Source organism: Bacillus pumilus, from assembly GCF_900186955.1.
GTDB classification, from domain to species: domain Bacteria; phylum Bacillota; class Bacilli; order Bacillales; family Bacillaceae; genus Bacillus; species Bacillus pumilus.
The window spans coordinates 3,405,288-3,425,379 of sequence record NZ_LT906438.1; the positions used below are offsets into that span (position 1 = coordinate 3,405,288).

General features: G+C 41.3%; 24 protein-coding genes. 11 read left to right on the forward strand and 13 right to left on the reverse strand.

Features of this window, described 5'->3' with window-relative positions:
* Positions 1-23: 23 nt before the first annotated feature.
* From ytvA to CKW02_RS17790, 3 genes are all read right to left on the reverse strand, one after another.
* Positions 24-812 (reverse strand): YtvA family blue-light photoreceptor, encoded by a 789-nt coding sequence (ytvA, locus tag CKW02_RS17780; protein ID WP_003214597.1) that lies wholly within the window; start codon positions 810-812, stop codon positions 24-26.
* A gap of 153 nt (positions 813-965) precedes the next feature.
* The gene (locus CKW02_RS17785) at positions 966-1,826 is read right to left on the reverse strand and encodes a Cof-type HAD-IIB family hydrolase (protein ID WP_034620324.1); all 861 of its coding nucleotides are present in this window, start codon (positions 1,824-1,826) and stop codon (positions 966-968) included.
* A 371-nt stretch (positions 1,827-2,197) separates the two neighbouring features.
* Positions 2,198-2,554 carry a hypothetical protein gene (locus tag CKW02_RS17790; protein ID WP_003214951.1) on the reverse strand — a complete coding sequence of 119 codons (357 nt, stop codon included), beginning with the start codon at positions 2,552-2,554 and terminating at the stop codon, positions 2,198-2,200.
* Positions 2,555-2,671: 117 nt separating this feature from the next.
* Between CKW02_RS17790 and CKW02_RS17795 the strand changes: the two genes are divergently transcribed.
* The gene (locus CKW02_RS17795) at positions 2,672-3,082 is read left to right on the forward strand and encodes a YwpF-like family protein (RefSeq protein WP_003215215.1); all 411 of its coding nucleotides are present in this window, start codon (positions 2,672-2,674) and stop codon (positions 3,080-3,082) included.
* Between the two features lie 189 nt (positions 3,083-3,271).
* On the opposite strand, the gene mscL is transcribed toward CKW02_RS17795, so the two are convergent.
* Together mscL and fabZ are read right to left on the reverse strand one after the other, a co-directional pair.
* Entirely contained in the window at positions 3,272-3,667 is a 396-nt protein-coding gene (gene mscL, locus CKW02_RS17800; protein WP_003215139.1) for a large conductance mechanosensitive channel protein MscL, read from the reverse strand.
* A gap of 125 nt (positions 3,668-3,792) precedes the next feature.
* On the reverse strand, positions 3,793-4,227 hold the full coding sequence (gene fabZ, locus CKW02_RS17805) for a 3-hydroxyacyl-ACP dehydratase FabZ (RefSeq protein ID WP_034620258.1): 435 nt from the start codon (positions 4,225-4,227) through the stop codon (positions 3,793-3,795).
* A 218-nt stretch (positions 4,228-4,445) separates the two neighbouring features.
* On the opposite strand from fabZ, the gene CKW02_RS17810 reads away from it, so the two are divergent.
* The gene (locus CKW02_RS17810; RefSeq protein WP_231953208.1) at positions 4,446-5,492 is read left to right on the forward strand and encodes a tetratricopeptide repeat protein; all 1,047 of its coding nucleotides are present in this window, start codon (positions 4,446-4,448) and stop codon (positions 5,490-5,492) included.
* A 22-nt stretch (positions 5,493-5,514) separates the two neighbouring features.
* Here the strand turns inward: CKW02_RS17810 and CKW02_RS17815 are convergent, their stop codons facing one another.
* The 4 genes from CKW02_RS17815 to spoIIID form a co-directional block, all read right to left on the reverse strand.
* A complete protein-coding gene (locus CKW02_RS17815) occupies positions 5,515-6,333 on the reverse strand; it encodes a flagellar hook-basal body protein (RefSeq protein ID WP_003215031.1) in 819 nt (272 codons plus the stop codon).
* A gap of 30 nt (positions 6,334-6,363) precedes the next feature.
* Complete coding sequence (locus tag CKW02_RS17820) at positions 6,364-7,203, reverse strand: flagellar hook-basal body protein (protein ID WP_003215293.1); 840 nt, start codon at positions 7,201-7,203, stop codon at positions 6,364-6,366.
* Positions 7,204-7,327: 124 nt separating this feature from the next.
* A complete protein-coding gene (gene mbl, locus CKW02_RS17825) occupies positions 7,328-8,329 on the reverse strand; it encodes a cell shape-determining protein Mbl (RefSeq protein WP_003214596.1) in 1,002 nt (333 codons plus the stop codon).
* Positions 8,330-8,513: 184 nt separating this feature from the next.
* Complete coding sequence (gene spoIIID, locus CKW02_RS17830) at positions 8,514-8,792, reverse strand: sporulation transcriptional regulator SpoIIID (protein WP_008343327.1); 279 nt, start codon at positions 8,790-8,792, stop codon at positions 8,514-8,516.
* A 338-nt stretch (positions 8,793-9,130) separates the two neighbouring features.
* Here spoIIID and CKW02_RS17835 point away from each other — a divergent pair, with 338 nt between their 5' ends.
* From CKW02_RS17835 to CKW02_RS17845, 3 genes are all read left to right on the forward strand, one after another.
* Positions 9,131-9,544, forward strand: coding sequence for a MarR family winged helix-turn-helix transcriptional regulator (locus tag CKW02_RS17835; RefSeq protein ID WP_003214738.1), 414 nt, complete (start codon positions 9,131-9,133; stop codon positions 9,542-9,544).
* Between the two features lie 15 nt (positions 9,545-9,559).
* Positions 9,560-10,747, forward strand: a complete 1,188-nt coding sequence (locus CKW02_RS17840; RefSeq protein ID WP_003214792.1) for an MFS transporter — start codon at positions 9,560-9,562, stop codon at positions 10,745-10,747.
* Positions 10,748-10,851: 104 nt separating this feature from the next.
* Positions 10,852-11,451: an undecaprenyl-diphosphatase gene (locus CKW02_RS17845; protein ID WP_003215302.1), complete on the forward strand. Its 600-nt coding sequence runs from the start codon at positions 10,852-10,854 to the stop codon at positions 11,449-11,451.
* Between the two features lie 37 nt (positions 11,452-11,488).
* On the opposite strand, the gene CKW02_RS17850 is transcribed toward CKW02_RS17845, so the two are convergent.
* A complete protein-coding gene (locus CKW02_RS17850) occupies positions 11,489-12,877 on the reverse strand; it encodes an MFS transporter (protein ID WP_003214561.1) in 1,389 nt (462 codons plus the stop codon).
* 168 nt (positions 12,878-13,045) lie between these two features.
* On the opposite strand from CKW02_RS17850, the gene CKW02_RS17855 reads away from it, so the two are divergent.
* From CKW02_RS17855 to CKW02_RS17880, 5 genes are all read left to right on the forward strand, one after another.
* Entirely contained in the window at positions 13,046-13,933 is an 888-nt protein-coding gene (locus CKW02_RS17855; RefSeq protein WP_003214742.1) for a transporter substrate-binding domain-containing protein, read from the forward strand.
* Positions 13,934-13,973: 40 nt separating this feature from the next.
* Complete coding sequence (locus CKW02_RS17860; protein WP_003214936.1) at positions 13,974-14,651, forward strand: amino acid ABC transporter permease; 678 nt, start codon at positions 13,974-13,976, stop codon at positions 14,649-14,651.
* 10 nt (positions 14,652-14,661) lie between these two features.
* Complete coding sequence (locus tag CKW02_RS17865) at positions 14,662-15,402, forward strand: amino acid ABC transporter ATP-binding protein (RefSeq protein ID WP_003215026.1); 741 nt, start codon at positions 14,662-14,664, stop codon at positions 15,400-15,402.
* A gap of 193 nt (positions 15,403-15,595) precedes the next feature.
* Positions 15,596-16,804 (forward strand): ammonium transporter, encoded by a 1,209-nt coding sequence (locus CKW02_RS17875; RefSeq protein WP_003215412.1) that lies wholly within the window; start codon positions 15,596-15,598, stop codon positions 16,802-16,804.
* A gap of 18 nt (positions 16,805-16,822) precedes the next feature.
* Positions 16,823-17,170 carry a P-II family nitrogen regulator gene (locus CKW02_RS17880; protein ID WP_003214763.1) on the forward strand — a complete coding sequence of 116 codons (348 nt, stop codon included), beginning with the start codon at positions 16,823-16,825 and terminating at the stop codon, positions 17,168-17,170.
* Positions 17,171-17,249: 79 nt separating this feature from the next.
* On the opposite strand, the gene CKW02_RS17885 is transcribed toward CKW02_RS17880, so the two are convergent.
* Positions 17,250-18,146 carry a stage II sporulation protein SpoIIQ gene (locus tag CKW02_RS17885; RefSeq protein WP_003214850.1) on the reverse strand — a complete coding sequence of 299 codons (897 nt, stop codon included), beginning with the start codon at positions 18,144-18,146 and terminating at the stop codon, positions 17,250-17,252.
* Positions 18,147-18,262: 116 nt separating this feature from the next.
* On the opposite strand from CKW02_RS17885, the gene CKW02_RS17890 reads away from it, so the two are divergent.
* Positions 18,263-18,772 carry a GNAT family N-acetyltransferase gene (locus CKW02_RS17890; RefSeq protein ID WP_034620260.1) on the forward strand — a complete coding sequence of 170 codons (510 nt, stop codon included), beginning with the start codon at positions 18,263-18,265 and terminating at the stop codon, positions 18,770-18,772.
* A 234-nt stretch (positions 18,773-19,006) separates the two neighbouring features.
* On the opposite strand, the gene CKW02_RS17900 is transcribed toward CKW02_RS17890, so the two are convergent.
* Together CKW02_RS17900 and CKW02_RS17905 are read right to left on the reverse strand one after the other, a co-directional pair.
* Positions 19,007-19,537: a TlpA family protein disulfide reductase gene (locus CKW02_RS17900; RefSeq protein ID WP_003214907.1), complete on the reverse strand. Its 531-nt coding sequence runs from the start codon at positions 19,535-19,537 to the stop codon at positions 19,007-19,009.
* 5 nt (positions 19,538-19,542) lie between these two features.
* Entirely contained in the window at positions 19,543-20,091 is a 549-nt protein-coding gene (locus tag CKW02_RS17905; protein WP_003215136.1) for a MauE/DoxX family redox-associated membrane protein, read from the reverse strand.
* Position 20,092: the final 1 nt, after the last annotated feature.

Below are 20,092 nucleotides of genomic sequence, written 5' to 3' on the forward strand. Positions count from 1 at the left end.
TTTTCATTTCATATGAACATAGGTTAAATGTGCAGTTTTTTCAATGCAGATTTCACGTTCATATACGTATTCAATTCACGGAAGTCTTCTCTCATTTCTCCCATTTTCATCGCAAGGTTCGGTTTAATTCCTGTCACGATGAGTTCCGTACCTGTCATTAAAATCAAATCGTTCAGCTTAAAGATCGCATCTGCCACAAATGAATCAACTTCTAATAAACCAGACAGATCGACAATAAAATAATCGTCCTTGGATTGAGAGATATAGGTGGAGACTGTGGAGATAATCTTATCAAATCTTGGCGCTGTTAACGTACCAATGATCGGTAACACAGAAATACCATCTTTCACAGGAACAATGGGAACGGAAATGTTCAGCACTTCATCAATTGATTGCTCAAGAAGCTCCTGCTGTTCCTTCTCTTTCGTGACATCTTTTTGCAGACCAACGAAATAAAGACGTTTCCCTTCATTTTCGTCAATCCAAAGAGGAGCTACACTTAACTCATTCCAAAACATCTGTCCAGATTTTTTATAATTTTTCAGCTGAACAGTGACAGCCTCTTTGTTCTCAATAGCTGTTCTAATTTGTTGGAGAGCAATTTGCTCTGTTTCATTTCCTTGAAGGAAACGACAATTCTTCCCCAATACTTCGGGTTCTTGATAGCCTGTCATATCTAAAAAGCCCTTGTTCACATATATTAAAGGATTATCAGGTAAAGACGGGTCCGTCACCGTCAGGCCAACCTGAGTATAGTCTAAGGCTTCCTTGATTAAATGCAGATTTTCGGACTTATAAGATTCCAGCGCCATTCGTTTACTCTCCTTAATTTCCTTACAAGCGGGTTATGTTCATAATTAAATTATATGATGTTCCACATCATGTGTAAATAGAAGTAGTTCTGAATTACTCTTTTGTAGAATGCGCTTTATCCTATGTGATTTATACAACGACATCCGATGCATCTATTTCAACAGGTGTCGAATCATATACGCCACACCATGTTCATCATTTGTTAACGTGACATGATCAGCGATTTCTTTCATATCCTGTCTCGCATTGCCCATCGCAACCCCAACACCAGCTGCTCGAAGCATCGATTCGTCATTTAAACTGTCTCCTACAGCCGCTGTCTGGCTTAAAGGAACACCAAGTCGTTCTGCCAGCCTTGTTAATGCCTGGCCTTTAGATGCATCCTTTGAACCAATTTCAAAGTTATGATCGGCTGAACTGACCATTGTGACATCTGAATCATCACCAAACATATCCCATCCTGCCTTCAATCTTTCTTCAAAGAAAGAGAAACCTAAGATGTTGTAGAATGAAAGCTTTCGATCCTCACGAAACAACTCTTTATATGTATCAATATAAGAAAAACCCGACTGACTGTATTGCACTTCTGCCGCTTGTTTTAAAACACTCAGGTCCGCTTCTGGATTTGCACTTTTTAAGCGATCCATTTCAATCGCAAGAAGCTCTCTACCACGATTCGGTGTGAAAATGGCTTCGTTTGTAAAAACTTCATAATAATAATCACGTTCTTCAAGCCACGACAATATGCGTTTGGCCTTTTCTTCTTGTAAAGCAGCTGAATGATATACTTGTCCAGCCGGATCATGAATCACAGCTCCATTGGCACTAATCACCCATGTATTCATCCCAAGCTCATCAAAAATAGACCTCACATCAAAATACGCTCTTCCTGTAGAAACGATAACTTCCAATCCATTCGCCGCTGCTTCCTTTAATGCCTGCTCATTTTCCTGACTCACTTTGTGTTCACTATTCAATAACGTTCCGTCTAAATCCGTTGCAATCAATTGAATGTTTGTCATCGTTCTCTCCTTTTTGTCTCCATTTTGGCTATCATACCGCTGATAAAATCCATCATCAAGAGGTGATCGGTTTATCATTGAATAAAAGGGTACCCGGCCACGCTACATGACCGGATACACACAAGGGGATTTAAGGGGACACATGACCTATACAAAGAAGCGATGGTTCTATTACGCAGTGTTCTTATGCTCAAGGCAGCGTCTATCAGCTTTAGCTAGAGGGGGCTGTCAGATGCTAGACGTTACCTTTTGATTCAGACCGTACCTCCTTTCCTTTCAACTGCCCTTAGTCTACCGAGAAAGGTTGTATATGACAAAACATGAAAATGACAAAATTCCCCCTCAAATTCTCTATTTCCTCTTTAATTTCTGCTTTTTACCGCTTGAGTATAAAACATCATCTTGTTTTGTTTGATGAAAAACTTATTTTTCATAAATTGATAAAAAACATCTGAATGAATCCAATTACTAGAAGGCATGTGAATATAATCAGATCCGTCCCACGCAAACCAATAAAAACAAAGCTGCCCGTCATGAATCGACAATTGAAATTCAAAGTAGTCCATTTGATCCTCGGTGACGTATTGAAACGTGAGTGACTCGCCTTCTTCCATGTACACATCACAAAATGAAAGAATGTCTCCCCACGAATAAACGCGCATTGTGCTCTTTGCCTTCTCCTCGCCAATATGTATGTTTCGCAATTGATAAGACTCCATAAAACATCTCCTTTCACTCATATGCAGCTCGCTTTAAGCAGGCAGCGGTTTCATTTATACAGATGTTGTATGCTATAATGTTACTTACGAATAATGAACGCTTGTGAGGTGCAAAAAATGAAAACCTTTAGGCTGATTGATTTAAAAATCGAACTTGATCCAAAGCAAGATAAAATGTCCAGCATTCCCCTTCGTGACGGTTTAATCATTAATAAAGAAGATGGTGAAAATCACTGGATGATCGAGGCACTCATTCCAAAGAAACATAGACAGGTGTTTGAGGTGCTCTTTCAGCAGCACACTGAAGTGAAGATTCTAGTAACGATCACAAAAGAAAACAACCGCCCTGTTCATCTATCTGTCCAAGTCAAAAACATTGTTGCTTTAGAAGAAAACATTTCTGTGCTGCTCGATGGTAAGATGATTACAAATCGTTACAGAACAGAAACCGAAGAAGTACTTAAAGACCTCGTCAAAGAGGGGCTTTCCGGAGAAAAACTGCTGGATGCATTTAAACAAAACACATAAAAAGAGCGGGATTAGCCGCTCTTAGATAGTTGACAAAGGGCTAAAATGAATCTTATTTTAGCCCTTTGTCTTCCTTTCAGCGTGATAGAAAACCTTTGCAGTCTAGAAAGGGCGAGCACCGAAGCACAGACCTGACAACGAATGCGAGGGTTTGCCTACACGCTGAGAGCGGGGTTAGCCGCTCTTTTTCTATTGCACATCTTTCGATTGGCTTTGATGTTTCAAGAGATCTCTAATTTCAGTTAGTAAAACTTCCGTTTGATCCGGCGTTTCTACAACCTCTTCTTCCTCTACCTTTTTCCGTTTTAATTTATTCAAATAACGAATAAAGATAAAAATGGAAAACGAGATAATCAAGAAATCAATCACTGTTTGTATGAAGCTTCCATATAAAATTTGCGCAGATCCGATCTTAATAGATAGACCGCTAAAATCATGTCCGCCAATAATAATACCGACGAGCGGCATGATCAAATCATTCACAAGAGAAGTGACAATTTTGCCAAATGCTCCCCCAATGATGACACCTACAGCCAAGTCAATGACATTTCCCTTGACTGCAAATTCTCTAAATTCTTTCAGCATCTTTTATCACCTTCATCTTTTTTGTCTAATATGACGTTTTTTTGTCAAAAATGCAAGTCCTGATCCGTTCAGACTAGTTGTTTCCATATAAAAAGCGATTCATCCTTGATGAACCGCCAGGCAAATCATGATACTTTAGGACCGATAGAAAATGTAAGTTCTGCTTCACATGCCACTTCGCCATCTACTGTGGCTACTGCTTTTCCTTTTGCAACTGGACCCTTGAGGCGCGTCACTTCTACCTCTAAACGAAGCTGATCGCCAGGCTTCACCTGTCTTTTGAAACGGCAGCCATCAATTCCTGCAAATAAACCAATTTTCCCTTTGTTTTCTTCTTTGCCTAACATAATGACTCCAAACACCTGCGCAAGTGCTTCTACAATTAGCACACCCGGCATGACTGGGTATCCTGGGAAATGACCATTAAAAAATTCTTCGTTCACTGTGACATTTTTAATCCCAACCGCTCTTTTCTCTCCCTCAACCTCTAAAATACGGTCGACCAATAAGAATGGATAACGGTGTGGAATAATGTCTTGAATTTGCTGAGCATCAAGCATATCTTGATCTCTCCTTTTTTCTATATCGATGATCTTCATTTGATTCCTATAGAAGTATATTATGAATGCTCGTATTTTTCAACGTCCGCTCCACATATATGGTAAAAAATAGAATCTACTATTACCTATTGTCATCAAATATAATCCACACTACACTCATTGTTTTTTCACAAATATGGTAATATATATTACATCATTGATTGAATAAGAGGGTAAAAATGAATTTTAAAAGTGATAAATCCATTAAAAAACTTCTCCATTCGTGGTATACAATGCTAAAGCATCGACATTTTTCGAAGGCTGAAGAAATCAAAACAACTCTATTAAAACATCAACGTAAAATATCAAAAAAACAGGAACTCTATTTACATTATCAGCTGATGCTTTTTCGCCAGCAGCTCTGGATGAATCAGACAGAGGACTTAGAAAAAATGAAACATGAATTGATGCAGCACAAAGATGATATGAACGAAGAACTGGCCTATTACTTTTACTTCTTTCTCGGACTTTACGAAGCTTTAAACAGCGATCAAAATGATGCGATCTACTATCTCGAAAAGGCGGAAGAACGACTGTCGTTCCTTAACGATGAGCTGGAGGAAGCAGAGTTCCATTTCCGTACAAGTGGTGTTTATTACAACAACCGCTATTCGTTGCTATCGATTCGTCATGTTCAAAAAGCCATGGATATCTTTGCAAAGCATGGGGATGACCACAGCCTCTATCGTTGTAAAATTGTGCTTGGTCTTAATTATAGTGATCAAAAAAAATATGAAGAAGCAGAAGCTCTTTTTATTGAGATCATCGAATACGTGAAAATCATTGATGATCAAGAACTGCTCGGTATCGTTTATTATGACGCTGGCTTTATTCAGTCGAGGCAAAACCGTCACAAGAAAGCGCTGGAATACTTTAAAAAAGCACTTCGTCTCCCAGCATACCGGAAGTCCGCACACTCCTATGTATCGTGCCTCTACGAAACTGTGCGTTCCTGTTATAAAGAAAATTTAACCGATGAAGGAATGAAGTATATTCAAAAAGGATTGAAAGAAGCCGTTGCTTCTCAATTTGATATATTAAGAATCAAGTTCCAAATCTTATTTCTTCTCTACAGCCAAACGCCAAAGGCAGATGAGCAGATTGCAAGGCTCGTCACATGCCTTGAACGAAAAGAAGCTTGGATTGATCTTGAGGATCTGCTTGCCGATGTCTCAGATTTTTATAAAAAAAGGGCGACTTTGAGCGAGCCGCCTTTTTTATCATGAGAGGCTGATGTCAGCCTGCTCATTATCGAATTGTATTCACTAGTCCAAGCATTTGATCACCCATCGTAATCGTTCTTGAATTCATCTGATAGGAGCGCTGTGTTGTCATGAGATCTGTTAATTCTTTAGACATGTCCACATTCGACGTTTCAAGTGCACCTTGCTGAAGCTGAATCGCTTGGCGGTTTGCTCCATTTAGTGCCGTTAATGCACCTTGATAAGTACCGTCAACTGAGAACAAATTATCTCCTTCAGAGACAAGTGCTGAAGAGTTATTGACTTGTACAACACCTAGATTCACTTGCTGATTCGGTTGATTATCTCTTGAAATGGCTGTTAGACGTCCATTTTTATCAATTGAAATATCACGGAAATTCGCATTTAAGACGATTTCATTTCCGTTTTCATCAAGAATCGGATGGCCTTCGCTAGTGACAAGCTGCACTTGATTACGATTATTGCCTGGCTGTAAGTAAAGAGAACCGTCTCTTGTATAACGAATATTGCCGCCGACATTGACCTGCATATACTGAGACGGCGCTCCAAATGCAACATCAAGATCACGACCTGTTTCTTTAATCGAGCCTTGCAGCGAGTTAATGGACGCATTCACCATCGTACCTGTACCAAGCCTTAGCCCATCAGGTGTCAGACGACTGTTTGCCACCTGCGCATTTTTTTCATCCACCTGGTTGAACTGTTGTCTGATCAGCTCTGAGAAACGGGTATTTTTCGCACGGTACCCTGTTGTTTCACTGTTCGCGATGTTATTACTGATAATATCAAGCTGCTTTTGTACTTCGTTCATTGATACAGCTGCATTGATCATCGTTCTAAGCATGAGAATCCTCCTTTCTTTTTCATGTCTTGATTAGTACACTCTGCCGATTTCATTCACTGCTTTTTCTAAGCTTTTATCATACGCCTGAACCACTTTTTGGTTTGTTTCAAATGCTCGATAGGCGGTTGTCATTTCTGTATATGATTTCGTCACATCCACGTTCGACAGCTCCGATACACCTTGACTTAACGTATAGGACATTTGACCGTTATTGACTGCGCTTGGCAGGGGCTGGTTATCAGCTGTACGGTATAAATCATTTCCTTCTCTCGCTAAGTTCCTTGTATCCATCGCAACACGCACATCAATTTGCCCGAGATTTTGTCCATTTTCACTCACAGTTCCATCTGCATTCACTTTGAAATTCTCACTCTGAACCGTAATTGGCTGACCTGTGACAGAAAGAAGGGCACGTCCATTGATAGTCAACTGATTTTGTGCGTTCATTGTAATTGAGCTGCTTTTCGTATAACGAACGCCTTCTGGTGTATTGACCGCATAAAAAAGCGCTGATTTCTGATTGGTCTCCGGGTTGATCGGCACATTATTTTCGACTAGTGCGACATCCGTTGTTTGATCTGTTGTTTTTAAAGTTCCTTGTGTAAATTGAGGAATCAGTTCCTGCATATATGTCCCCGTATTAATGCCGCCAATCGGCGTTTGCTGTGGAACACTAAAACCTTTGCCTGAGGAAGTTTGGAAACGTCCTGACTCCATTCGGCTTAGCAGCATTTCTGGAAATGCCCGCATGGTCCCCTCATCCGCTTTATATCCTGGCGTATTCGCATTTGCGATATTATTTGAAAGCATTTCTGTCCGCCGCTCTTGAGCGATCATGGCAGATGTTGCGGTATATAGTCCTTTTAACACGTGCTCACCTCATTAAAATTCTTTCACATGACCTAAACACAATCTTCTATGAAATATATCGGCATATTTGCAGGGTTCTTTAATAAAAATCCCCCATTCTTTCGAAAAAGAATGAGGGACATCATTAGCTGAGTTTACGCTTTGGCAGCTTGTCCATATTATCAAGCATGACGCCAGTACCAACAGCTACGCAATCCATCGGATTCTCAGCCACGAAAACTGGTACTTTCAGCTCTTCTGCAAGCAATTGATCAAGCCCGTTTAGAAGAGCTCCGCCACCTGTAATGATGACGCCGCGATCAATAATATCAGCTGATAATTCAGGCGGTGTTCTCTCAAGAACTTGCTTCGCAGCCTGAACAATCGCAGATACAGATTCACGCAATGCTTCTTCTACTTCTTTGCTTGTGACGGTAATCGTTCTTGGTAATCCTGTCACCATGTCTCGTCCACGAATTGAAATCTCTTCATGACGTGCGTCTGGGAATACCGTTGCAACTTGGATCTTAATATCCTCAGCCGTGCGTTCACCGATCAACAGCTTGTACTCTTTTTTAATGTAGTTGAGAATTTCCAGATCAAATTTATCTCCAGACATTTTAATAGAAGAGGCGGTTACAATGTCACCCATTGAGATGACAGCGATATCTGTCGTTCCGCCTCCAATATCTACGACCATGTTTCCACTTGGCTGAAAAATATCCATACCAGCACCAATAGCTGCTACTTTCGGCTCTTCTTCAAGAAATACATGCTTACCGCCGCTTTTTTCAGCAGCTTCTTTGATCGCCTTCTGCTCAACAGATGTAATGTTTGTTGGGCAGCAGATGAGCATACGCGGCTTTGAGAATAGCCCTTTCACATTTAATGAGTTAATAAAATGCTTGAGCATCGCTTCAGTTACTTCAAAATCAGCAATTACGCCATCTTTTAATGGACGAATCGCAACAATATTCCCAGGCGTACGTCCAACCATACGTCTAGCCTCTTCTCCAACAGCCAAAACTTTCCCGCTGTTTTTGTCAAGAGCTACAACAGATGGTTCATTTAACACAATTCCTTTTCCTTTGACATGAATCAGTACATTGGCAGTACCAAGATCAATTCCAATATCCCTAGCAAACATCTATATATATCCTCCTTGAAAATCTGTTTCCATAGCAAATACCACATTCTGCCCTAATTATATATTCTATCATAATTTGCAGAAAAAAAGATATTTCTTTACAAAAGTCTTTACAAAATTTGTGGTTAGAAACTACCGATATGAGGAAGATATATATATCATGTTTAAGAACAAAGAACTAATCTTATTGTTTCACAGGCTCGCCTTCTAAAATTTCTTCTTTTTTATACTTTAATTTAGTGGCTTCTCCCCCTCGCAAGTGGCGGATTGATTTATGATAATCCAGTATCTCCTTCACTTCATTAGCCAGATCTGGATTAATTTCTGGCAGTCTTTCTGTTAAATCCTTGTGTACAGTACTTTTAGAGACTCCAAATTCTTTCGCAATTACACGAACGGTTTTCTTTGTCTCCACGATATACTTTCCTATCTTGATTGTTCGCTCTTTGATGTAATCGTGCACACCACTCGACCTCCCTAAAATGGATGTGAGAAGTGTGAAATGAGATCCGTATCAATATTGTCCATTTTCAGCGGCGCTTGTTCGTCTTAATTCCTCATCCATTAGGTAGTAAATGCCAAACACGATCCCTCACCTCAAACACTCTCTTTGTCAGGTTTGTAACAGTGTATTAGCATTGCATAGGGAATATGCTAAAAATGAAGATGGGACAAGGGATTTATCAGAAAATGCAATCATTTCGAGTGGCGAAAATTTTCACTTTACAAGAATGGGTCGAGCACGTAAAATAGAAAAGGTGATTTTATTTACCTAGCTAAATATTGAATAAAGGTGATCATATGGATACGTTAAATAGAGAGTGTTTACATCAAATACACCAAAGCGCCAGGTTGCTGTCTAAAAAGGCGAACGAAGCGCTTGCTGCTTATGACTTGTACATGTCCCAATGGACTGTACTTTTTTGTTTGGATACATTCGGCCCGAAAACCCAAAAAGACATTTGGACATATTTGAACGTCGAAGCCCCAACCATTACCCGAACCGTAACCCGTCTAGAAGCAAATGGCTGGGTGAAACGTGTACAAGGAAAAGACAAACGTGAAAATCTGATCGTGATGACAGATGATGCTAAGGCCCGATTTGAAGAAATCAAACGTACGATGGAACAATTTGAAGAAGAATGTCTTTCAAATTTCACCCACGAAGAAAAACAACTCCTCCATACACTTTTACACAAATTATCAACTGAATAGGAAGTGACATACATCATGAACGAACGCATTTGGACGAGAGACTTTATCATGATTGTCCTGGTGAATTTATTTACGTTCACCTCTTTTTATGCCCTTTTAACCTTGCTACCTATTTACACAATGGATGAACTAAATGGAACAGAATCACAGGGCGGTCTCCTTGTGACGGTCTTCTTATTGTCTGCCATTGTGACAAGACCGTTTTCAGGAGCGATTATTGAGAAATTCGGTAAAAAACAGATGGCGATTTTCTCATCAACGGCTTTTGCCTTACTCACTTACTTATACATCCCAATTGATCAATTCCAAACGCTTCTCATGCTGCGTTTCGTGCAGGGCATCTTTTTTAGCATTTTGACGACAGTAACCAGTGCCATTGCGGCAGATATGATTCCAAAACATAAACGTGGGGAAGGACTCGGCTACTTTGTCATGTCCATGAACCTCGCTGTGGTCATCGGTCCATTTATCGCACTGAATCAAGTAGGAAAAGTAGGATTCCATTCCTTATTCCTTCTTTTTTCCATTATCGTTACCATTGGTGCCGCTTTTACGATGCTGATCAGACAGCCAGAGCTTGAAGATGGGGGTAGTGTCGTCTTCCGATTTACTTTTTCTCATCTGTTTGAAAAAGGTGCATTAAAAACAGCGGCAGTCGGCATCATTATTTCCTTCTGTTATTCGCCGATCATTTCATTTATTTCAGTCTATGCCAATTCCCTTGACTTGATGGGGGCAAGCAGTTATTTCTTTATTGTGTTTGCGGCAGCAATGCTTGGATCACGTCCATTTACAGGCAGACTTTTTGACCGAGTAGGACCTCACATTGTGATCTATCCTTCGATTGCTCTTTTTGCGATTGGTTTATGGATGCTGACAGCTACACATTCAGCTACAATGCTTCTTCTATCAGGTGGTGTCATTGGACTTGGCTATGGATCGCTAGTACCATGTTTACAAACACTTGCCATTCAGCACTCACCAGCTCACCGTACAGGCTATGCGACGGCTACTTTCTTCACTTTATATGATACGGGTATTGCTGCTGGCTCATTTGTATTTGGTCTTCTTGTCAGCTTCACAGACTTTTCAAACGTATATCTCATTGCAGGTATTGTTGTCTTGCTCAGTATGTTTGTTTTTTATTGGAGTGAACGAAAGCCCCAAGAAGCAGAAGCACAGAAGGTCTCCCTATCAGAATAGGATTCTATTTTAAACTTCAACGGAAACATGCTAAAATATAGGATGTTTCAAATAGACGATTATTTGAAAAATAGTTGGCATTAAGCGAAGGTATAGGTGATGTTTTGAATTACGAATTGTTTAAAGTGATACACGGGATGGCTCATCATTCTGAGTTTTTAGATCAGGCCATGATTTTCATTACGAAAAAGGCCATTCTTGTGTACGCCCTTGTCTTATTGATTTGCTGGTTTTTAGGTAATCACAAATTTAAGAAGCATGTCTTCTTTTCCGGTGTAACGGGTATCGCGGCACTTATCGTCAATTTTGCGATTACACTGTTTCATTATGAGGAGCGGCCGTTTGTGGCGCATAAAGTCGACACACTCATTCCGCACTCAGCAGATGCTTCCTTCCCAAGTGACCATACAACAGGTGCACTGGCTCTTTCACTTGCCATTCGATCTCGTAATAAAAAGCTTGGCAACATCTTGCTCGTCTTTGGATTACTCACAGGATTCTCCCGCATCTGGGTCGGTCACCATTATCCATTAGATGTTTTAGGCAGCTTGGTCGTATCGATTGTGGTCGTCTTTATCATGAATAAATTATGGAAATTCTTTAACTCTCCAATTGATCGCATCGTTACTTTCTATGAGACAATTGTAGGGAAAATATTTAGAAGGAAGCAAAAGGATCAGGGCTCTGACCTGTCTAACTCTTAAGCGGCTTGCGATAACGTGATGAAGAATCTTCTTCCACTTATCGCGCCGCTTTTTTTATTGACTGTCCTCCTCTAACCTTGTTCGAAAAATAAAGACTGACACCGATGCCGATAAGGGAAATCATAATCAACGTCCAGCCTAACTGCTCAAAATGAGGACCAGCAATTTCATCACCAAACAGCATACCGAGGACAGCAGACGACAGAATGGAACCAAGGTAGCGGCATGTTTGAAAAAGCCCAGAGGACGTGCCAATCATATACTGAGGGCTTGCCTTGAGCATCGCAGCTTGCAGTGCAACATTTCCAATCCCGTAACTAAGTCCAAGCAGCGCTAGAACCAGCCCTTTTCCCCATAATGGTGCCGGAATAAAAAAGAAGGTCATCGCAGACGCCCCAGCCAGCATCAATACCGCACTGGCTAATACCGGATGGCGTTCATCCCCGCGGTCCACCCACTTACCCGTCAGCGGAGAGACAATGATGCTCACCCCAGACATGCAAAGCATAAAAAGACCCGTCATTTCCACACGCCAGCCTAATTCATCTTGGAAATAGCTCGGCAAACCAAAGAAAAGACAATAGAAAAAGATATTTAAAATGATAAATTGCACATACACGAGTGAAAGTCGCTGCTCCTGTCTGAACATCCGAATTTGAATAAACGGTTCATCCACCTGATACTCCCACCAAATAAAAGCGCCTGCACTCAAGAGACAAAGAATCCCCTGTACATATTGAATGCCATGACCTAGTGATAATAAAAACGAAAGCAGAAGGACAATACAAACTGTAAAAAGCAGCATCCCTGGCAGATCGAGCTTCCGTACCGTTTCACCTATACGCAGCTTTCTCTTTTTCTGCTCCTTTGGAAACAAAGATAGTCCAAGAAAGAAGCTGATTAAAATAAAAGGCAGATTCACTAAAAAGATAGCCGGCCAGCCGCCGATTGTCATTAAAAAGCCGCCAAGTGTCGGTCCAAGCGCCGTCATCGCTGAAGCAAAAATGGACAATACCGCTAACGCCGATGCCTGCTTGTCTTGAATATGATCCCGAATGAGTCCGACACCGGAAGGATAAATGGCACTGCTCCCAATTGCCTGCAATAGCCGGATCACAATCAGCACCGCAAACGTCGGGGCAAACGGCGCACAGATGGCTGAGACCGCGACAAGACCCAGTCCGAATAAAAATAATGTTCTCCGGCTCATCACATGATCCCCAACCCGGCCGCTCACCGGCTGCGTCACCGCACTAGCTAAATAAAAAGACGAAATAAGCCAAGATACAGTCGTAAATGACAAACCGAATTCATGCTGGATTTGATGCAAGGCCAAAGAAATCATTGAGGAATTCAACGGATTTAACATGGTCCCAAAGGCAATCGCAGTTAAAAAGACTTTTCGGTTGTCCCTCCACTTCTTCATACACCGACCCCCTCTTTGTGTTCTGACATGTTTCCTTCCGTTATTATGAGATTCATTTCCCTTTTTTACCCTGATCAATTCAAGTTCTCTCTTGGAAAAGCAAGACATACATTTTAAAAAGGGCGAGTGTTGGAAAAACACATATAAAATTGAGAATATGAGGAACAAATGGTAAGATGCTACACATATTTAAAAGCCTACTTTCTCCTTATATGGAGAACGGCTGAAAAGGAGGAGAAGCTTATTATTAAGAAAAGACGGTTTTGGGTCCCAGCCCTTTTCTCGGTTGCAGTATTACTTCTGTCTTCGTGTGGTGCAAATGAAACAAATGGGAACGGAGATAAACGTAATTCTACAGCGAAAGGGTCGCCAATTTTGGAGGATGGAAAATTTATATTTGCAGCATCAGGTGAATTTCACCCGTTCAGTTACATGGATGGAAATCAGATGTCAGGCTTTGATATCGATGTAGGCAATGCGATTAGTGACAAACTAGGCCTCGAGCCTATACAGAAGAAATATAAATTCGCAGGCATCGTTGAAGGTGTGAAATCAGGAAAATTTGATGCGGCAGTTGCAAGTCATACCATCAATGAGGAACGAAAAAAACACGTCCTTCTTTCTAAGCCATACTACTACTCTGGTCCGCAAATTTTCACAAGACCTGGAGCAGACATTCAACATGCTGATGATTTAAAAGGCAAAGAAATCGCTGTTTCAAAAGGCTCATCCTACGCTGATATTGCAAAGGAACATAGCGGACAGGAACCAAAATATTACGACAGTGATGTAGTCGCTTTAGAAGCACTAGCCAACGGAAAACACAATGCAGTCGTGACGGATTTCGCCACAGGTGCAGAAGCCATGAAGAAAAAATTAAAGATTGAAGCACAAGAAAGACTCGGACAAAGCGAGCAGGCAATTGCTGTATCTAAAGAAAATGAACAGCTCATAAAAGAGATCAACGATGCGATTGACGCATTAAAAAAGGACGGAACATTAAAACAAATTAGCGAGAAATACTTTGATGAAGACATCACGGTCAAACAAAATTAAAACCACGATTGTGCGCCTTTTTTAGGCGCACTTTCTTCAAATGGAGATGATTGTTTTGCCTAGCCTATCACATTTTTTTCAGACGCTGATTGATTCAAGAGGTATTTTTTTAGAAGGAATGCTACTCACGTTACAGCTCACTGTGATCAGCATCTTCATCGGCATGTTCATCGGGCTTTTCTTTGCTTTATTGAAAATATCACGCGTGGCTGTCTTCGGTTATATCGCCAACGCCTATATCTTCCTTGTACGCGGCACACCACTGATTGTTCAAATTTTCATCCTATATTTTGGACTGACAGAATTAAATATCCCCGACTTCTGGGCCGCTTCCATTGCGCTCGCCTTTCATAATGGAGCGTATATAGCAGAAATATTCAGAGGTGCCATCCAATCAATCGATCAAGGGCAAAAAGAGGCTGGACGCTCTCTTGGCATGGGGCGTTTTCTAACAATGAGACGTATTATTCTCCCGCAAGCGATGCGGCGTGCCCTCCCTCCTCTTGGCAACCAGTTCATTATTGGCTTAAAAGATTCATCACTCGCCGCCTTTATTAGCGTCAATGAACTATTTAACGTCGCCACGACCCAAGGCTCAAACAGCTTTGACAATATGACCTATTTACTTGTTGTAGCCGTCTATTACTTAGTTCTTGTCCTGCTGTTAACATTCGCTGTCCAAACCTTTGAGAAGAAACTATCAGTCAGTGACCATTAGGAGGAGAAACATGACAGAATCAAAGGAACTCATTCGTGTTGAAAAACTCAATAAACACTTCGGAGAACTGCATGTTTTAAAGGATATCGACCTCACTGTTTATGAAAATGATGTGGTCGTCTTAATTGGAGCCAGTGGCTCTGGAAAAAGCACCTTGCTCCGCTGTATGAACTTTTTAGAAATCAAAAATGATGGAGAAATCGTCATTGATGGCAGCCCTGTTCACCCAAAACGCGATCAATTAAACGAGATGCGGCAAAAAATAGGCATGGTGTTTCAGCATTTTAACCTCTTTCCGCATAAAACTGTGCTTGAAAACATCATCGAAGCGCCTGTTATGGTGAAAAAAACAAAAAAGGCTCAAGCTGTATCAGAAGCCAATGCCCTGTTAGAAAAGGTCGGACTTGCGGATAAAGCCAACGTATATCCTTCTAAGCTATCAGGCGGTCAAAAGCAGCGTGTGGCTATTGCAAGAGCTCTCGCCATGAAACCAGATGTCATGTTATTTGACGAACCTACGTCTGCCCTCGATCCAGAGCTTGTAGGCGAGGTACTGCAAACAATGAAAAGTCTCGCAAAAGAAGGCATGACGATGGTCATCGTCACACATGAAATGGGCTTTGCGAAAGAAGTCGCCGATCGTGTCGTCTATATGCACGAAGGCCGTATCGTCGAAGAAGGCACGCCATCAAAATTGTTCGATTCCCCTCAAGAGGAACGAACCAAGCTTTTTCTCAGCTCCATTTTATAGGTCAAACGCCCTTTATTTTTCGTGCTCAATGCACGTTTTTTCTCATATTTCACGAACTTTTCATCCATTTATATTGAATATAACCAAAAACCATGTAAGATTACCTTACATGAATATGTCATATATGACTTTTCTCTCTATAATGAAGAATTAAGAAATCAATTAATTCTGAATGATTCAGGGGGAATGCAGCATGCAAATGGGTGATACAGTATTTATGTTCTTCTGCGCACTACTCGTGTGGTTAATGACACCGGGTTTAGCCTTATTCTACGGAGGACTCGTGAGAAGTAAAAACGTCTTAAGTACAACCATGCACAGCTTAACTTCACTAGCGATCGTCTCTATCGTATGGATCATGTTTGGCTATTCCTTGGCTTTTGCGCCAGGCAATGCATGGATTGGAGGCTTAGACTGGATTGGATTAAAAGGCGTTGGCTTTGAACCTGGTCCCTACAGTGAGACCATCCCACATTCATTGTTCATGATGTTCCAAATGACCTTTGCCGTCTTAACAACAGCCATCATCTCAGGTGCCTTTGCTGAACGAATTCGTTACTCAGCGGTCGTTGTGTTTACACTCCTTTGGGTCACATTTGTATACGCGCCAGTCGCACACTGGGTATGGGGAGGCGGTTGGATTGGCGAAATGGGTGCGCTCGACTTCGCTGGAGGAAACGTGGTTCACATTTCATCAGGTGTTGCAGGTCTAGTCGTAGCGATTGTGCTCGGGAAGCGTAAAGAAGCAGCAAGCTCTTCTCCTCACAATTTGATTTATACTCTTCTTGGCGGAGCTGTCATTTGGTTTGGATGGTTTGGCTTTAACGTTGGAAGTGCCCTTACCTTAGACAGTGTCGCAATGTATGCCTTTATTAACACCAATACAGCTGCTGCTGCGGGAATCATCGGCTGGCTGTTAGTCGAGTGGATGATCAACAAAAAACCGACCATGCTCGGCGCGATTTCTGGAGCCATCGCAGGTCTTGTGGCAATTACACCTGCCGCCGGTTTTGTCACACCTTTTGCTTCTATCATCATCGGAATTATTGGCGGGATTGTGTGTTTCTGGGGAGTCTTCTCACTCAAAGCCAAATTTGGCTATGATGATGCACTAGATGCATTCGGTCTTCACGGAATTGGCGGGACTTGGGGAGGAATTGCAACCGGGCTTTTCGCAACAACCTCTGTCAATGACGGTGGAGCCAATGGATTATTCTACGGAGATCCCAGCTTACTTTGGAAGCAAGTCGTCGCTATTGTTGCCACTTATGCCTTTGTAGCTGTTGTGACATACGTAATCATCAAAGTGGTCAATCTCTTCTTTAAGATTCGCGCAACCGAAGAAGAAGAATCAGTGGGTCTTGATTTAACCATGCATGGGGAAAAAGCTTATCAAGATTAAAGAAAAAGGGGTGTCTCTATGAGCAAAATGTATAAAGTGGAGATTGTCACACGTCCAGCCAATTTTGAAACATTAAAGGTGGAGCTTGGAAAGATTGGTGTTACTTCCATTACCTTTTCGAATGTACACGGCTGCGGTTTACAAAAGGGACATACAGAGCTATACCGTGGCGTCAAAAAGGAAAGTAATGTGTACGAACGATTAAAGATTGAAATCGTCCTAAGCGAAGTACCTGTCGAACAGGTCGTTGAAACAGCTCAAAAGGTACTTCGTACAGGCGAACCAGGGGATGGGAAAATTTTTATATATGAGATAGAAAATACAATCAACATTCGGACAGGTGAAGAAGGACCTGCCGCTCTTTAAACCATCCTCCGCCGAGTGCGGGGATTTTTTAAAGACAGAAAAAAACCTCTGCATGATTCATATACAGAGGTTTCAAGAATTAAGATTGTTTTGTTTCTTCAGATTGACTGCTGTCTTTAGAGGAATCAGAAGACTTTTCTTGATCAGAGGATTTCCCCTTCTCATCAGACTTTTCTTCAGATTTTTCTCCAGCAGGCTCTTTGGCCTTATCTTCAGCAGCAGGTTCCTTCGTTTTTTCATCAGCTTTTGGCTGAGCAGGTTCTTTTGCTTCTTCCGTCACTTCTTGCGCGGCCTTTTCAATAGTTGAAACAGGCTTGTCAATGAAGCTAAGTGGATTAAGCGCTAAACCTTCCATACGAATTTCAAAATGCACATGGTTGCCGCTTTCAGCACCATAAAGATTTTTACCAGAAGCACCGATGACATCATTCTGCTTCACTTCATCGCCTTCTTTAACACTCACCTGTGACAACGATTGATAAACAGTCGATAATCCATCTTCATGTTCAATTTCAACGACGTGACCGAGAACTGGATCTTTTTTCGCTTGAACCACTGTTCCACTAAGAGCAGCTGTGACATCAAACACTTTGCCATCTTTATCTGCAAGATCAATACCTTTGCTCAAGGTATAGGTGTTATTATAGTTTACAAGTGCTGCTTCTTTTTCTTTTTGATCAGCATCTGCTTCATAGAACTTTTTCACGACAGAAACATTATCAGAATTCTGGACTGGCATGGCAACATTTTCAATTGGCTTTCCAACTTCAACGGCATCATCACGCTGTTCTTGCCCTGTTTGATTTCCATCAGATAGTTGGTCTTTCACATCTTTTGATACAGCTTGATACCAAAGAACGGCTGTTAACACGACCGCTGCGCTGACCAAGTAAATTGCAGGGAATACCCAGCGCTTACGGAAAAATTGCTGAACTTTTGTGATTTTGGAAGTACGTTTCTTTTCTTCCTCTCTCATTTTTCATCACCTCAGCAACATTCTGAACACTTTTCAAAAAATATATACACACGAAATCATTTTTCTTTTTATTTTGCGCAATCGCATCAATAATATGTATGATGAATGAAAAAAAGATGGGGGACTTTAATGTGAAAACTTTCAACCGTATAGCAACAGAAGATGACCTCAAAGCAATCGTTGATATTTACAATTCGACTATTGCTTCAAGAGAAGTAACCGCCGATACAGAACCAGTTTCAGTTGAAGACCGCCGGCAATGGTTTTTGAATCATTCAGAGAAAAGACCTCTCTATGTGAAAACAGATGAGGATGGACATATTTACGGCTGGCTCAGCTTTGAAACGTTTTATGGAAGACCTGCATACAACGGGACCGTTGAAATGAGTATTTACTTAAACCAAGACGATCGAGGGAAAGGCTTAGGGTCACTTTTTTTACAAGAGGCCATTGAGTTGGCACCTTCACTAGGCATTCGAACATTACTCGCCTTTATTTTCGGGCACAACGAAGCCAGCATTCGATTATTTAAAAAGCACGGCTTTGAAACATGGGGTCACCTGCCACGCATCGCAGAAATGGACGGCAGCAGGTACGATTTAGACATTCTAGGAAAAGAATTATAAAATGAGCGTCTCTCCAACAAAGAGACGCTTCAGATTGTTGACAAAGGGCTAAAATGATCTTGATTTTAGCCCTTTGTCTTCTTTTCAGCGTGATAGAAAACCTTTGCAGTCAAGGAAGGACGAGTACTGGAGCGGAGCGAATTTGACATTCGTGAGCACCAGCACGCAGGACTGACAACGAATGCGAGGGTTTGTCTACATGCTGGAGCGTCTCTCCAACAAAGAGACGCTTTTTTATGATGCGTGTAACAGCTGTTCAAACTGTTTCGCATTTTGAACAGATTTTCTTTGGAGGATGATGCCATGTTCATCTATCAGAATCGCTTGCGGAACAACAGTTACCCCATACAGCTCCATGATTTGCGAAGAGCGCATATACACAGCTTGATCAGGCAGCAATTGAAGGAGCAATGCATCATCTCCTTGTTCATCTCCATTGATGAAAATGAATTGAGTATCATCGCTAGAGATGTGCTGATGCATATCAGACAAAATGCTTTTGCATGTCATACAAGTGGTATTTACAAATAACAGCATCACGGCTCTTCCGTTCTGTAAATACTCCTTTAAAATGACCTTATTCCCTGAATGTGTATAGCTACGAAATAACGGCGCAGTATCACCAACATCCGCTTCCTTTAATTCAATCCCATCAAGGGATTTAATTTTACTCATAAATTTTCCGATAAAGCGGGCAAGCAAAAACACGACCGCCAGCTGAGCAATGACAATGAATAACACAATAATTAGTAGAATATCAGTCATTTCACTTAGTCTCCTTCTATAAACGATTCAAATTGATTCATCCATTTTCTTTTGAACATCATGATTGTTTTCCCAACCGCTATAATCAAACAGACAGCCACTGCAATCAAAAAACAAATAATATGAAGTGGCCACGGAATTGTTTCTACATAGGGATGTACATAAAACAACCCAATCACAAGTTCCAGCATCGACACATTACGAATCACAATTCCCCAGTGAAGATGGTCATTTTCAAGCAAACCTCCACAGCCGCATGAAATGTTACGATGTCCTCTCAATAAATTGAAGGTGACCGCTCCAGTATAGATACATAAAAGTGCTGTAAGACCAATCGCAGGTACAAGAGACATGTTCCACACGAACAATAAACCCGTACAAGCCAATTCAACAGTCAAAAACAAATAAAACATGGGCGCCGTGAGCGTAGGAGGCAGCAATCGATAAGCATTCATCTGCTGAATATGCGCCGTTTGTTTTCTCACTTTATCAAGCCATGCACCTGCAAAGATGATTCCTAATAAATAGACACCTATAAAATAAAAGACACTCACC

What these genes read in the sequence shown, in the direction of transcription:
- CKW02_RS17860 (WP_003214936.1), top strand. Translation starts at nt 13,974, where the DNA reads ATGGAGATGATTGTTTTGCCTAGCCTATCACATTTTTTTCAGACGCTG.
- ytvA (WP_003214597.1), bottom strand. Translation starts at nt 812, where the DNA reads ATGGCGCTGGAATCTTATAAGTCCGAAAATCTGCATTTAATCAAGGAA.
- CKW02_RS17810 (WP_231953208.1), top strand. Translation starts at nt 4,446, where the DNA reads ATGAATTTTAAAAGTGATAAATCCATTAAAAAACTTCTCCATTCGTGG.
- fabZ (WP_034620258.1), bottom strand. Translation starts at nt 4,227, where the DNA reads ATGCTTGATGCTCAGCAAATTCAAGACATTATTCCACACCGTTATCCA.
- mscL (WP_003215139.1), bottom strand. Translation starts at nt 3,667, where the DNA reads ATGCTGAAAGAATTTAGAGAATTTGCAGTCAAGGGAAATGTCATTGAC.
- CKW02_RS17900 (WP_003214907.1), bottom strand. Translation starts at nt 19,537, where the DNA reads ATGACTGATATTCTACTAATTATTGTGTTATTCATTGTCATTGCTCAG.
- mbl (WP_003214596.1), bottom strand. Translation starts at nt 8,329, where the DNA reads ATGTTTGCTAGGGATATTGGAATTGATCTTGGTACTGCCAATGTACTG.
- CKW02_RS17790 (WP_003214951.1), bottom strand. Translation starts at nt 2,554, where the DNA reads ATGGAGTCTTATCAATTGCGAAACATACATATTGGCGAGGAGAAGGCA.
- CKW02_RS17815 (WP_003215031.1), bottom strand. Translation starts at nt 6,333, where the DNA reads ATGCTTAGAACGATGATCAATGCAGCTGTATCAATGAACGAAGTACAA.
- CKW02_RS17890 (WP_034620260.1), top strand. Translation starts at nt 18,263, where the DNA reads ATGGGGGACTTTAATGTGAAAACTTTCAACCGTATAGCAACAGAAGAT.
- CKW02_RS17840 (WP_003214792.1), top strand. Translation starts at nt 9,560, where the DNA reads ATGAACGAACGCATTTGGACGAGAGACTTTATCATGATTGTCCTGGTG.
- CKW02_RS17885 (WP_003214850.1), bottom strand. Translation starts at nt 18,146, where the DNA reads ATGAGAGAGGAAGAAAAGAAACGTACTTCCAAAATCACAAAAGTTCAG.
- CKW02_RS17850 (WP_003214561.1), bottom strand. Translation starts at nt 12,877, where the DNA reads ATGAAGAAGTGGAGGGACAACCGAAAAGTCTTTTTAACTGCGATTGCC.
- CKW02_RS17855 (WP_003214742.1), top strand. Translation starts at nt 13,046, where the DNA reads ATGGTAAGATGCTACACATATTTAAAAGCCTACTTTCTCCTTATATGG.
- CKW02_RS17875 (WP_003215412.1), top strand. Translation starts at nt 15,596, where the DNA reads ATGCAAATGGGTGATACAGTATTTATGTTCTTCTGCGCACTACTCGTG.
- CKW02_RS17835 (WP_003214738.1), top strand. Translation starts at nt 9,131, where the DNA reads ATGGATACGTTAAATAGAGAGTGTTTACATCAAATACACCAAAGCGCC.
- CKW02_RS17865 (WP_003215026.1), top strand. Translation starts at nt 14,662, where the DNA reads ATGACAGAATCAAAGGAACTCATTCGTGTTGAAAAACTCAATAAACAC.
- CKW02_RS17795 (WP_003215215.1), top strand. Translation starts at nt 2,672, where the DNA reads ATGAAAACCTTTAGGCTGATTGATTTAAAAATCGAACTTGATCCAAAG.
- CKW02_RS17880 (WP_003214763.1), top strand. Translation starts at nt 16,823, where the DNA reads ATGAGCAAAATGTATAAAGTGGAGATTGTCACACGTCCAGCCAATTTT.